Consider the following 12,850-nt stretch of genomic DNA (forward strand, 5'->3'; position numbering starts at 1 on the left):
GCCAATTGCATTGCCCGGTAGCTAAGTGCGGAAGAGATAACCGCTGAAAGCATCTAAGCGGGAAACTTGCCTCGAGATGAGTCTTCCCTGGGCACCAGATGCCCCTGAAGGGCCGTTGAAGACGACGACGTAGATAGGCTGGGTGTGTAAGCGTAGCGATACGTTGAGCTGACCAGTACTAATGACCCGGGAGGCTTAACCTTACAACACCGAAGGTGTTTTGAGAGTGGCTCATAGATTTTGATGTTCAGCTTGTTCGAAGATTGAAGATTCAATGTTTACGCGGTGGCGTGAACATAAAACAGCGCGGAGCGCTGGCCTGAGAAGGGAACAGACAAAATCGTCGGGAACGATTTTGTACGTCGCAAGGCGACGGCCCGAAGGGCGAGTCTCAGGAAGAGACGAGAAATTTGCCTGGCGGCGATAGCGCGGTGGTCCCACCTGACCCCATGCCGAACTCAGCAGTGAAACGCCGTAGCGCCGATGGTAGTGTGGGGTCTCCCCATGTGAGAGTAGGGAACTGCCAGGCATCAAATTAAGCAGTAAGCCGGAGTAATCCGGTGGTTGTAGAGAAATTCGGTGGAGCGGTAGTTCAGTTGGTTAGAATACCTGCCTGTCACGCAGGGGGTCGCGGGTTCGAGCCCCGTCCGTTCCGCCACCCTATTTAGGGGCGTAGTTCAATTGGTAGAGCACCGGTCTCCAAAACCGGGTGTTGGGAGTTCGAGTCTCTCCGCCCCTGCCAAATAAAACCCTTCACTACGATGTGAAGGGTTTTTTTTCATTCGTATTTTATCGTTATCTCCTGTCCTGTATAACTTTCCCCACCTTCTTCGTTACATCTATTTTTTGAGTCTAAGGCGGTTGTAATATGTGGTTATTAAAAAGGTCAATACGTTGACGTGTTGCCGATATCTGCTTCAGAGATAAACATAATCATCGTCATACCCGCCAATAGCACATCGATAGCGGTAAAACCAGACAAAGCTAAGAGTAAGCTGATACAGACTGCGGATCTGTCCCTGATAACTACCCCAGTAGCCTTTCTATGACGTTATGAGAGGCGTGTAGCCTTATAACGCGGAGTAGGGTTGAAGGCGGAATAGTGATACACCGTTTCCGGGGCGCTCGGCTCTTGATTTAAAAACATCCACTCACCGTTAGTCGGCATTACCTGCAATAGGATAGACGCTGGACACCTTATTAAGGTAGAGCTGAGTGATAAATGATGTGGGTATGTTCATTCTGATGATATGTCCATATAATTATTTAGGTAATGAATATAGCGGTTATAAAATCTTTGCTATAAGTTTTTTTTGGTAGCCAAACTCACTGAGATTTTCAAATTCATGATGAACGTTGGTAGAAATGTTATCGTTGAATTACCTCTTGGCCTGAGTATTCTGGTTTTGATGCTTTATTTTCGCTGAAAAGCGTATGTGGATTTTAGCCTTTATTCAAAAATTTATTATTATTGTTATCGGATGAATGAAGTCGTTATTTGAGGACAGGAAATAGCTTCGTTATTAGTATTAATATAACGTGATGGCGTATTTTAGAAATATTAATGTAAAAAAATTCATGGTTTTTTCTATTCTAAATAATGTAGGTGTAGTGAATATTTCCCTCTGCGGAGAATATTATTAAAGTATGAGGTTGCTGTGTGAAACGGCTACGTGCTCAGGTGTTGATAGCAACATTTTGGGATGAGATATTCAGGTATAAGCGTTTACTGACGGGGTGTCAGGCGGGGTAAAAATAGCTGCGCAATTAGGCAATCACGGTGCAGGGAGCTAACCTTAATTAAGGTAAAGCAATTTACCGCCGAACGTTACTGTTATGACAAATTCATGGATTAGATACGAATGACACGATATAGAGAGAGTGGATCAGGCTGCTTATTGAATTCACCATTTGCTTAATCATTATTCGTCCAAGACATCAGGAAAAGGCGATCTTTCCATTGACGGTTTTAATCTGAATGCACGGAACAGTGGCGAAATATTTCTGTAGCTGGGGCTTTTTGCTGAATCGAGAATAGTGCGAATAAAAAATAGTTTTGATCTTTATATGTTTTATCATGTATCGGCGCCAGTAACTCGAAGAGTTCGCTGTGTGTGCAATGAAATTCCTGCTGTTGGCGTGATAGCAATACATAACGTGTTAAGCACATTCTGGTTATCCTGATGTGCTTAACACGCGGTGAAGAGAGGATCATGAGTCGATCAAAATAGGCGTTTTCAGCAACTGACGAATCATTGCCTGCTGATCGCTGTTTTGTAGCCAGACGGCATAAAAAGGGCGTACGACAGGCTGAATTTCATCGACTATCCGTAAATCGGCGTATGCCTGCAGCCAATGGTTAGGTAAAAAAGCGCATCCGCCGGTCGTTTCGAGAAGCTGCCGGGTTAAATGGGCTGACGTGGTTGTCAAAAGAGGGAGCTGATCGCTGCTCAGCAGGCGTGCTTCCTGTTGATGAAAGTCTGCGCCCCATTCCAGTTTTATATACGGATGTACCTGTCCTGGCGGGTGTGTTGCTGATGTAAACAGAGAAAGCGAGAAGTTACCCAGCAACTGGCTTGCCAGCTCTTCCATTTTGGGTTGTTCGGTGGTAATCAGCAGATCCAACTGACGTTCATGGAGCTGTTTTACCAACGAATGGCGTAAGGCAATTCGTGCTTCCAATTGGAGCAGTGGCCTCTGCTGATAGAGCAATTGTAGCCAGGGCGTCAAGTATGCTTCCCATAATGATGCGGTAGCGCCGACAGAAAGCTGACTGTGCTGCTGTGAGCGTGCGACTTCTTTTTTGGCAATCTGCCAGGTGCCGATAAGATTTTCAGCATAAGGCAAAAGGCGTTCGCCTGCGGGCGTCAGACGTATGTTGTTCCGGTGGCGAGTAAACAAATTCGCTCCCAGCTGTGTCTCCAGTTGGCGAATTCGAAAACTTACCGCTGACTGTGTCAGGTACAGGGATTCGGCGGCGCGACCAAAGTGTCTTGTCCTGCTGACTTCCAGAAAGGTTTTTAGTAATTCGGTATCCACGCCAATCTCCAAAAAATTTTGTCGTAATGATTTAAATGTTTTGTTTTACACAATGTCAAGCCTATCTAATACTCCGCGCCATAAACAACACGACCATAGAAGAATTAGGAGCGTGTAAGATGGCAGAAAGCTTCTCTACGACGAATCGTTTTTTTGATAACAAGTTCTATCCGCGTGGTTTTTCCCGACATGGCGACTTTACCATTAAAGAAGCACAACTGTTGGAACGCCACGGCAATGCGTTTAACGAACTGGATTTGGGCAAACGTGAACCGATAACGGAAGAAGAGGCCTTGTTTGTTGCCATGTGCCGCGGTGAGCGGAAAGCGGAAACGGAGATGGAAAAAATTTGGTCTAAATATTTGGATCGGATCCGTCGTCCTAAACGCTTTCATACGCTATCTGGCGGCAAGCCGCAGATGGATGCGGTGGAAGAATACACTGAAAGTGATGATTAATTAAGAATGGGGCGAAAGCCCCATTTCTTTTTATCGCGCGAGGCCAATGTAACGTCCCTTTACTCAAGGCTCTTGTGAAGCTGGATGAGCAGTCGATCCATACAGCGATAGCTTAGTGCTTCGGCAAGATGTTTTCTCTCAATGCTGACGCTATCACCGAGGTCGGCGATCGTACGGGCGACTTTCAGTATCCTGTGCCAGGCACGTACAGATAACCCAAGTTTGCTCATGACGTCTTCCAGGTAGGCGGCATCTGCCGTCTCCAATCGGCAGTATTTTTCGATCTCGCGTGATGTTAACAGCACGTTGATTTTATTTGCCCGCTTGAGCTGTATCTGACGTGCGACGAGCACGCGTTCCCGAATCGCCGCGCTACTTTCCCCTTTATGATGTTGCTGAGACAAGACGCCGGGGGGCAGCAAAGGGACTTCGATTGAGAGGTCAAAGCGATCCAAAAAGGGGCCGGAAAGTTTGCTGAGGTAGCGCAGTATTTGTTGTGCGGGTAAACGGTTATGCACGCCCTGATAGTGTCCTGACGGGCTGGGATTCATCGCGGCAACGAGCTGAACTCGCGCTGGATAGCACACTTTAGCACGGGTGCGGAAAATGATAATTTCACCGGACTCCAGCGGCTCGCGTAGTGAATCCAGGACTCGTCGCTCGAACTCCGGTAACTCATCCAGAAACAGCACGCCGTTGTGGGCGAGTGAGATTTCTCCGGGTTTGGGCAGCGATCCGCCGCCCACGAGCGCAGCCATGGACGAACTGTGATGAGGCGCCCTGAATGGCCTGGCTCGCCAGCGCGTCATGGTGGCATCAATATTAATCAGGCTATTGATGGCGGCGCTTTCCAACGCTTCTTCATCGCTGAGCGGCGGCATCAGATTGCCTAATCGGCTCGCCAGCATGGTTTTTCCTGTTCCCGGCGGCCCTAGCAGTAGCAGATTGTGGCCGCCAGCGGCCGCGATTTCCAGCGCGCGTTTGGCTTGTTCCTGACCGATGATGTCCTTTAGATCGAGCGTATCGTCTTCCAATTGAGAATCTGGTGGAATGTCGCAACAGCTGGCCAATTCCTCTTCTCCGCTAAGGAAGGCGCACACCTGTAACAGATGCCCGGCCATGAGCGCCTCGCCTTGCGGTATCAGGGCCATCTCCCGTTTATTGTCTTCCGGCAGAATCAGCTGGCGACCAGACTTGATGGCTTCCAATGCGGCGGGAATGGCCCCGTTTACCCCCCGTAACGTACCAGACAGGCCGAGCTCGCCAAGAAACTCGTAGCGGCTTAGCTTATCCCCGTCGATTTGCTCTGATGCCGCCAGAATCGCCAGCGCAATCGGCAGGTCGTAGCGCCCCCCTTCTTTCGGCAGGTCGGCGGGGGCAAGGTTGACCGTGATACGCTTTGCAGGGAATGTAAACCCGCAATTGATGAGTGCGCTACGTACGCGGTCGCGCGCTTCTTTGACGGTGGTTTCCGGTAAGCCTACCAGCGTTAGCGCCGGTAGCCCGCTGCTGATATGAACTTCGATGTAAACGTCCGGCGCTTGTACGCCAATCATTGCCCGAGTGTAGGTAACTGCCAATGACATGCGATTTCCCCTTTTGCAGATGGCATGCATGATGTACATCAAAAAAGGTGAAGTGGAGTCTGGTGTCGCCAATCTGCGCGGCGGCACGATAAAATAATTTTTCGTTGCAATTACGTATGACGTTGTATGCGATCAGATGCGCTGATTGCGATCGCACCGTTTCCGTCGCGTTTGGCGATCGATGAGGGTGAGACCTATTCGAATTTATTTTTCGGGATTACGACTGTTTTTTAGTCGGTAGGCGAAAAAAGCGGGTGCCATTTTACCTTATGATTACGTTGTGTTTTTTTTCTTATTTCCGGCCTTTCTTATGAAAGGACGTGAAAAAAAGAGTTGTCACATTATGTCTGACTATGGTAACTCTGTAGGCATTCGTTCGACAGAAGATTAATGAACAACCTATTATGAAAGCCCTATCTCTAGTGATTAGCCTAGTCGTGATTAGCGTGGTGGTGATTATTATCCCACCGTGCGGGGCTGCACTTGGACGAAGAATGGCTTAAAAATCAAAGCCGAATTCAAGAAACCCCCGCACCGCAAGGTCGGGGGTTTTTTGTTGGGCGTAATCTATAACGCAAGGGAGCAGAAAATGAATGTCAGCATAAAATTCTGTTATACCCGTAAGATGTCGGGGAAATAACTATGAATGGTGCGCAGTGGGTGGTACAGGCGTTGCGAGCGCAGGGCGTGGAAACCGTTTTTGGTTATCCGGGGGGCGCGATAATGCCCGTCTATGACGCACTTTATGACGGTGGCGTTAAACACCTGCTGTGTCGCCATGAGCAAGGCGCGGCAATGGCGGCGATTGGCTATGCACGCGCCACGGGCAGTGTGGGCGTCTGCATTGCGACGTCTGGCCCGGGGGCGACCAATCTGATCACCGGTTTGGCCGATGCGTTGCTGGATTCCGTGCCTGTGGTCGCGATTACCGGGCAGGTCGGGTCGGCGCTGATCGGCACCGATGCTTTTCAGGAAATTGATGTGTTAGGGCTGTCGCTGGCCTGCACAAAACATAGTTTTCTGGTGGAGTCGCTTGAATCCTTACCGGACGTGATGGCGGAAGCGTTCGCGATTGCCAATAGCGGTCGTCCCGGCCCTGTTCTGGTTGATATTCCAAAAGATATCCAATTGGCCGTGGGGGATGTCACGCCGAATTTTGCGCCGGTTGCCAATAATATTGCTTTCCCCGATCAAGATATTGCGCAGGCGTATGCTCTGCTGGCTAAAGCACAAAAACCAGTGTTGTATGTCGGTGGTGGCGTCGGCATGGCGACTGCGGTTCCGGCCTTGCGTGAGTTCCTGAATGTCACGGATATCCCTTCCGTTTCGACGCTGAAAGGCTTGGGTGCCGTGAATGCCAATCATCCCTATTACCTCGGTATGATTGGTATGCACGGCACGAAAGCGGCGAATCTGATCGTGCAAGAGTGCGATCTGTTAATCGCGGTTGGGGCGCGCTTTGATGACCGCGTAACCGGCAAGCTAAGCGCTTTCGCGCCGCATGCCAGTGTGATCCATATGGATATCGACCCCGCGGAACTGAGTAAACTGCGTCATGCCAATGTGGCGCTGCAAGGCGATCTGAAAGCGATACTACCGGCGCTGCAACAACCGCTGAACGTCAGCGCGTGGCGTCAGCAGGCCGCCATGATGAAAGCGGAATATCCGTGGCGCTATGACCATCCCGGTCAGGCGATTTATGCTCCTGCGCTGCTGAAAAGGATCTCCGAAAGAATGGAGGCGGATACCGTGGTCACCACCGATGTCGGCCAACACCAAATGTGGGCGGCGCAGCATATGACGTTCAGCCGTCCTGAGAATTTCATCACTTCCAGCGGTCTGGGCACAATGGGCTTCGGCGTACCCGCAGCGGTCGGCGCGCAGGTCGCACGCCCGGATGACATGGTCATCTGCATTTCCGGCGACGGCTCTTTTATGATGAATATTCAGGAGTTGGGCACCATCAAACGAAAACGGTTGCCGTTAAAAATCGTGCTGCTGGATAACCAGCGCTTAGGCATGGTGCGCCAGTGGCAACAGTTATTCTTTGATGAACGCTATAGTGAAACCAACCTCTCTGATAACCCTGACTTCCTGACGCTGGCAAGCGCGTTTGATATCCCCGGCCAGCGCATTACTCGAAAAGATCAAATTGATGCCGCGCTGGATGCCCTGTTTAACAGCGAAGGCCCCTATTTGCTGCACGTTTCGATTGATGAATATGAAAACGTCTGGCCATTGGTTCCGCCGGGGGCGGGTAACGAAACCATGCTCGACAAAACTGAATAAGCCCGACAAAACCAAACAATGGCTGACTTACACAGAATAAGCGCTGGAGGCAACAGAATGACACATCATCAACTTTCGATTCAGGCACGTTTTCGTCCCGAGGTTCTGGAGCGTATATTGCGCGTTACCCGCCATCGCGGTTTCAAGGTGTGCGCCATGAATATGATGCAGACCACCCAGACCGATCACATTAATATTGAACTGACCGTTGCCAGCCATCGTCCGGTAGACTTATTGTCAACACAATTAAGTAAGCTGTTGGATATTGCCTGCGTTGACATTCAACCGATGACGACATCTCAGCAGATCAGCGCCTAACGCATTAAACAGTAAGGAAAAAAGAATGACAAAAAAAGCAGACTACATTTGGTTCAATGGCGAGATGGTTCCATGGGCTGAAGCAAAAGTACACGTTATGTCACATGCCTTGCATTATGGCACCTCCGTCTTTGAAGGCGTTCGTTGTTACAATTCACACAAGGGTCCTGTGGTCTTTCGTCACCGTGAGCACATGCAGCGTCTGCACGACTCGGCAAAAATTTACCGTATGCCCGTTGAACAGAGCGTCGATGAGTTGATGGAAGCCTGCCGCGAAACGCTGCGTAAAAATAATCTGACCAGCGCGTATATTCGTCCGCTGGTGTTCGTGGGCGATGTCGGGATGGGTGTAAATCCGCCAGCCGGTTATAAAACGGACGTGATCATCGCGGCGTTCCCGTGGGGCGCATATCTGGGTGAAGAAGCGCTGGAAGCGGGCATTGATGCGATGGTGTCGTCCTGGAATCGCGCCGCGGCAAATACTATTCCGACCGCGGCTAAAGCGGGCGGTAACTATCTGTCCTCTCTGCTGGTGGGCAGCGAAGCTCGTCGCCACGGCTATCAGGAAGGGATCGCGTTGGATGTCCACGGTTATGTTTCCGAAGGTGCCGGCGAGAACCTGTTTGAAGTGAAGGATGGCGTTATCTTCACGCCGCCGTTTACTTCTTCGGCGCTGCCGGGGATTACGCGTGATGCTATCATCAAGCTGGCGAAGGTGGCCGGATACGAAGTGCGTGAGCAGGTGCTGTCCCGTGAGTCGCTGTATCTGGCGGATGAAGTGTTTATGTCCGGCACTGCGGCGGAAATTACGCCGGTGCGCAGCGTCGACGGTATTCAGGTCGGCATTGGCAAACGCGGCCCGGTCACCAAAGCCTTACAGCAGGCGTTTTTCGGCCTGTTTACTGGCGAAACGGAAGATCAATGGGGCTGGTTGGATCCGGTTAAATAAGCCATTAATCAAGACAGACAATCAGGCGGTGGCCCGTTCCGTCATCGCCACATTCGTAATTTTTGGAGTAATAGAGCATGCCTAAGTATCGTTCAGCCACCACCACGCACGGCCGTAATATGGCCGGTGCCCGAGCCCTGTGGCGCGCAACGGGAATGACCGACAATGATTTTGGTAAACCCATTATCGCCGTGGTCAACTCCTTCACCCAATTCGTGCCCGGCCACGTGCACTTGCGCGATATGGGGAAACTGGTTGCCGAGCAGATTGAAGCTTCCGGCGGTGTTGCGAAAGAATTCAACACCATCGCGGTGGACGACGGTATCGCGATGGGACACGGCGGTATGCTTTATTCTCTGCCGTCCCGTGAGCTGATTGCCGACTCGGTAGAATACATGGTGAATGCTCACTGTGCGGACGCGATGGTGTGTATCTCCAACTGCGACAAAATCACGCCGGGGATGCTGATGGCATCGCTGCGTCTGAATATCCCGGTGATTTTCGTGTCCGGCGGCCCGATGGAAGCGGGGAAAACCAAACTATCCGATCAGCTTATCAAGCTGGATCTGGTGGATGCGATGATTCAGGGCGCGGACCCGAAGGTGTCCGATCAACAGAGCGAACAGGTGGAGCGATCCGCGTGTCCGACCTGCGGCTCCTGTTCCGGTATGTTTACCGCCAACTCTATGAATTGCCTGACCGAAGCGCTGGGTCTGTCTCAGCCGGGCAACGGCTCGCTGTTGGCGACGCACGCCGACCGTAAACAACTGTTTCTGAACGCAGGTAAGCGTATTGTCGATCTGGCGAAGCGCTATTACGAGCAGGATGATGAGCGTGTACTGCCGCGCAGCATCGCCAATAAAGCCGCATTTGAAAACGCCATGATTCTGGATATCGCGATGGGCGGCTCCACCAATACTGTCCTGCACCTGCTGGCGGCGGCGCAGGAAGGCGAGGTGGACTTCACTATGACTGATATCGACAGGCTGTCACGTCAGGTTCCGCACCTGTGCAAAGTGGCGCCAAGTACGCAGAAATACCATATGGAAGACGTACACCGTGCAGGCGGCGTGATCGGTATTTTGGGCGAGCTGGACAGAGCGGGTCTGCTGAACCGTGATGTGAACAATGTGCTGGGCAAAACGCTGCCGGAAACGCTGGAAGCCTACGACGTGATGCTGACGCAGGATGAGAGCGTGAAAAGCATGTATTCCGCCGGTCCGGCGGGTATCCGCACCACGAAGGCCTTCTCACAGGATTGCCGCTGGGATTCGCTGGATACCGATCGTCAGGAGGGCTGTATTCGTTCCCGCGAATTTGCCTACAGTCAGGACGGCGGTCTGGCTGTGCTGTACGGCAATCTGGCTGAGAATGGCTGTATTGTGAAAACCGCGGGCGTCGATGAAGGCAGTCTGGTGTTCCGCGGTCCGGCGAAAGTGTATGAGAGTCAGGATGATGCGGTAGACGCCATTCTGGGTGGCAAAGTCGTAGCGGGCGACGTGGTCGTGATCCGCTACGAGGGGCCGAAAGGCGGGCCGGGTATGCAGGAAATGCTGTATCCGACGACCTATCTGAAATCGATGGGGCTGGGTAAGAGTTGCGCATTGATCACCGATGGACGCTTCTCCGGCGGGACTTCAGGTCTGTCTATCGGCCATGCGTCTCCTGAAGCGGCCAGCGGCGGCACCATTGCGCTGGTTCAGGACGGCGACATCATCGCGATTGATATTCCCAACCGCAGCATTGCGCTGGTTCTGGATGATGCCGAGTTAGCGAGCCGCCGTGAAGCGGAAGAGGCGCGTGGCGAACAGGCCTGGACGCCGCATAACCGTGAGCGTCAGGTGTCCTTTGCGCTGCGTGCATACGCCAGTCTGGCGACCAGCGCGGATAAAGGCGCGGTGCGAGACAAGAGTAAGCTGGGAGGCTAATGCTGATGGCGGTATCACTACCTCTTCCTGCCGCGCCGGGCGGTGCGGAGTACCTGCGGGCGATCTTGCGCTCGCCGGTGTATGAAATCACACAGGCCACGCCGCTGGAAAAGATGGACAAGCTTTCCTCGCGGTTGGGCAATGTCATTCTGGTGAAGCGTGAAGACAGGCACGCGGTGCATAGCTTCAAGCTGCGCGGCGCATACGCGATGATGGCGGGGCTGAGTGACGAGCAAAAATCTCATGGCGTGGTGACGGCGTCTGCCGGTAACCACGCACAGGGGGTGGCGCTCTCTTCCAGCAAGCTGGGGATTAAATCGCTGATTGTGATGCCCGTGGCGACGGCCGACATCAAGGTGGATGCGGTGCGCGGTTTTGGCGGCGAAGTGCTGCTCTACGGCGCTAACTTTGATGAGGCCAAGGCGAAAGCCATTGAGTTGTCACAGCAGCAGAAAATGACGTTCCTGCCGCCGTTCGATCATCCGGCGGTGATTGCCGGCCAGGGCACGCTGGCGCTGGAACTGCTACAGCAGGACGCGCATCTGGATCGCGTGTTTGTGCCGGTTGGTGGCGGTGGGTTGGCGGCAGGTGTTGCCGTCCTGATCAAACAGCTGATGCCGCAGATTCAGGTGATCGGGGTGGAAGCGGAAGATTCCGCCTGTCTGCGCGCGGCGCTGGATGCCGGGCAACCGGTCGATCTGCCGCGTGTCGGGCTGTTTGCCGAAGGCGTCGCGGTGAAGCGCATCGGCGATGAAACTTTCCGCCTGTGCCGGGAGTATCTGGATGACGTGATTACCGTCGACAGCGATGCGATCTGTGCGGCTGTGAAAGATCTGTTCGAGGATGTCCGTGCGATTGCTGAACCGTCCGGTGCGCTGGCGTTGGCGGGAATGAAAAAGTACATCCAGCAGCATCAGATTCAGGGGGAGCGTCTGGCGCACATTTTGTCCGGCGCGAACGTTAATTTCCACGGGTTACGCTACGTGTCTGAACGCTGCGAGCTGGGTGAACAGCGTGAAGCCTTGCTGGCGGTGACGATCCCCGAACGGCAGGGAAGCTTCCTCAAGTTTTGCCAGTTGCTGGGCGGTCGTTCCGTTACCGAGTTCAATTATCGCTATGCGGATGCCAAAGACGCCTGCATTTTTGTCGGCGTGCGCCTGACGCGCGGCTATGCGGAACGGCAGGAGATCATCGCCGAGCTTGCCGCCGACGGTTATGACGTGGTGGATTTGTCCGATGATGAAATGGCGAAGCTGCACGTTCGCTACATGGTCGGCGGACGCCCCTCGAAACCGCTACAGGAACGGCTTTACAGCTTTGAATTTCCGGAATCGCCGGGCGCGTTACTGAAATTCCTGCATACGCTGGGGACGCACTGGAATATTTCGCTGTTCCATTACCGTAGCCACGGTACGGATTTTGGCCGCGTGCTGGCCGCGTTCGAGTTGGAGGCAGGTGATCGGGAATTTGAGCAGCACCTACAGGCACTGGGCTATGAGTGCCACGACGAAACCCATAACCCGGCGTTCCGTTTCTTTTTGGCGGGGTAAACGCTGAAAACAGGAAAGAACAAAAACACGGCAGAGTTTTCACCGTGTTTTTGTTTATAATGTATTACATTACCCGTGTGTCTATTACTGGGTTAGTTGCCTGTAGCAAAAATCGGAGCAGACGGGTACTGCATATTAATAAAAAGGAATTTTATCAATGCTAAGAGTACCTCAAGGACAAATAACCTTTGATGGCGAAGGGGATGATAGTCCTAATAGTCCTTATTTTAGCCGAGTCATTCACTGGCCAGGAAATCCTAAATCAGGTGTGACACTGGGGCGAGGTTATGACATGGGGGGAAGAACCAAGGGAGAGGTCTATTCGGATATGCTCAGAATTGGTATTGGAAGTGAAAAAGCGAGTTTAATAGCGATGGGGGCCAGCTTAAAAGGAGCGGCGGCAGCCATTTTTGTCAAAGAATACAGAGCGAAGATAGGTGTAATTACGCATCAACAGCAAGTGGCATTGTTTAATATGGTTTATGGTGGGTATATAGAAACAGCAAAAAAGAGATACGCTCTTTATTCCACGGATGTACCCGGTAGGGTGAATTAGGCCGAACTTCATCCCGCGATTAGAGACATTCTGGTGGATCTTGCCTATCAAGGGATTGTTGGGGAGACTACAATTTCTGTAGCAGCTAAGAATGATATCGAGCTGTTAATAAGGAAAATAGAGAGTACGCCAGGGTTGCTAAAATATGAGTCCGGAAGAAATCGAGCGGGTTATTTA

General features: G+C 52.2%; 10 protein-coding genes, 2 tRNA genes and 2 rRNA genes. 12 read left to right on the plus strand and 2 right to left on the minus strand.

All coding sequences use genetic code 11. The annotated features are described in order from the left end of the window. The 4 genes from EDC54_RS11805 to EDC54_RS11820 form a co-directional block, all read left to right on the plus strand. Positions 1-203: ribosomal RNA gene (locus EDC54_RS11805) — 23S ribosomal RNA — on the plus strand; the annotation flags it as partial. Between the two features lie 210 nt (positions 204-413). Continuing rightward, positions 414-529, plus strand: a 5S ribosomal RNA gene (rrf, locus tag EDC54_RS11810). A 52-nt stretch (positions 530-581) separates the two neighbouring features. Then, a tRNA-Asp gene (locus EDC54_RS11815) sits at positions 582-658 on the plus strand. Positions 659-666: 8 nt separating this feature from the next. Continuing rightward, positions 667-742, plus strand: a tRNA-Trp gene (locus EDC54_RS11820). Between the two features lie 1,469 nt (positions 743-2,211). Here EDC54_RS11820 and hdfR read toward each other — a convergent pair. After that, entirely contained in the window at positions 2,212-3,039 is an 828-nt protein-coding gene (gene hdfR / locus EDC54_RS11825; RefSeq protein ID WP_132456421.1) for an HTH-type transcriptional regulator HdfR, read from the minus strand. Between the two features lie 119 nt (positions 3,040-3,158). Between hdfR and EDC54_RS11830 the strand changes: the two genes are divergently transcribed. Then, positions 3,159-3,497, plus strand: a complete 339-nt coding sequence (locus EDC54_RS11830; RefSeq protein ID WP_132456423.1) for a DUF413 domain-containing protein — start codon at positions 3,159-3,161, stop codon at positions 3,495-3,497. 59 nt (positions 3,498-3,556) lie between these two features. Here the strand turns inward: EDC54_RS11830 and EDC54_RS11835 are convergent, their stop codons facing one another. After that, positions 3,557-5,083 carry a YifB family Mg chelatase-like AAA ATPase gene (locus EDC54_RS11835; protein WP_132456425.1) on the minus strand — a complete coding sequence of 509 codons (1,527 nt, stop codon included), beginning with the start codon at positions 5,081-5,083 and terminating at the stop codon, positions 3,557-3,559. Between the two features lie 404 nt (positions 5,084-5,487). Between EDC54_RS11835 and ilvL the strand changes: the two genes are divergently transcribed. The 7 genes from ilvL (at position 5,488) to EDC54_RS11870 (ending at position 12,673) form a co-directional block, all read left to right on the plus strand. After that, positions 5,488-5,586, plus strand: coding sequence for an ilv operon leader peptide (gene ilvL, locus EDC54_RS11840; protein WP_071531109.1), 99 nt, complete (start codon positions 5,488-5,490; stop codon positions 5,584-5,586). 139 nt (positions 5,587-5,725) lie between these two features. Further along, positions 5,726-7,372: an acetolactate synthase 2 catalytic subunit gene (gene ilvG / locus EDC54_RS11845; protein ID WP_132456427.1), complete on the plus strand. Its 1,647-nt coding sequence runs from the start codon at positions 5,726-5,728 to the stop codon at positions 7,370-7,372. Between the two features lie 57 nt (positions 7,373-7,429). Further along, positions 7,430-7,690, plus strand: a complete 261-nt coding sequence (ilvM, locus tag EDC54_RS11850; RefSeq protein WP_132456429.1) for an acetolactate synthase 2 small subunit — start codon at positions 7,430-7,432, stop codon at positions 7,688-7,690. A 25-nt stretch (positions 7,691-7,715) separates the two neighbouring features. Then, positions 7,716-8,639: a branched-chain amino acid transaminase gene (locus EDC54_RS11855; protein ID WP_132456431.1), complete on the plus strand. Its 924-nt coding sequence runs from the start codon at positions 7,716-7,718 to the stop codon at positions 8,637-8,639. 77 nt (positions 8,640-8,716) lie between these two features. Next, a complete protein-coding gene (gene ilvD / locus EDC54_RS11860; protein ID WP_132456433.1) occupies positions 8,717-10,567 on the plus strand; it encodes a dihydroxy-acid dehydratase in 1,851 nt (616 codons plus the stop codon). 5 nt (positions 10,568-10,572) lie between these two features. Then, positions 10,573-12,117, plus strand: a complete 1,545-nt coding sequence (gene ilvA, locus EDC54_RS11865) for a threonine ammonia-lyase, biosynthetic (protein WP_132456434.1) — start codon at positions 10,573-10,575, stop codon at positions 12,115-12,117. Between the two features lie 157 nt (positions 12,118-12,274). Next, positions 12,275-12,673 carry a lysozyme family protein gene (locus EDC54_RS11870; RefSeq protein ID WP_230514509.1) on the plus strand — a complete coding sequence of 133 codons (399 nt, stop codon included), beginning with the start codon at positions 12,275-12,277 and terminating at the stop codon, positions 12,671-12,673. The last annotated feature ends 177 nt before the right edge of the window (positions 12,674-12,850 follow it).

Source organism: Samsonia erythrinae, assembly GCF_004342665.1.
GTDB lineage: Bacteria > Pseudomonadota > Gammaproteobacteria > Enterobacterales > Enterobacteriaceae > Samsonia > Samsonia erythrinae.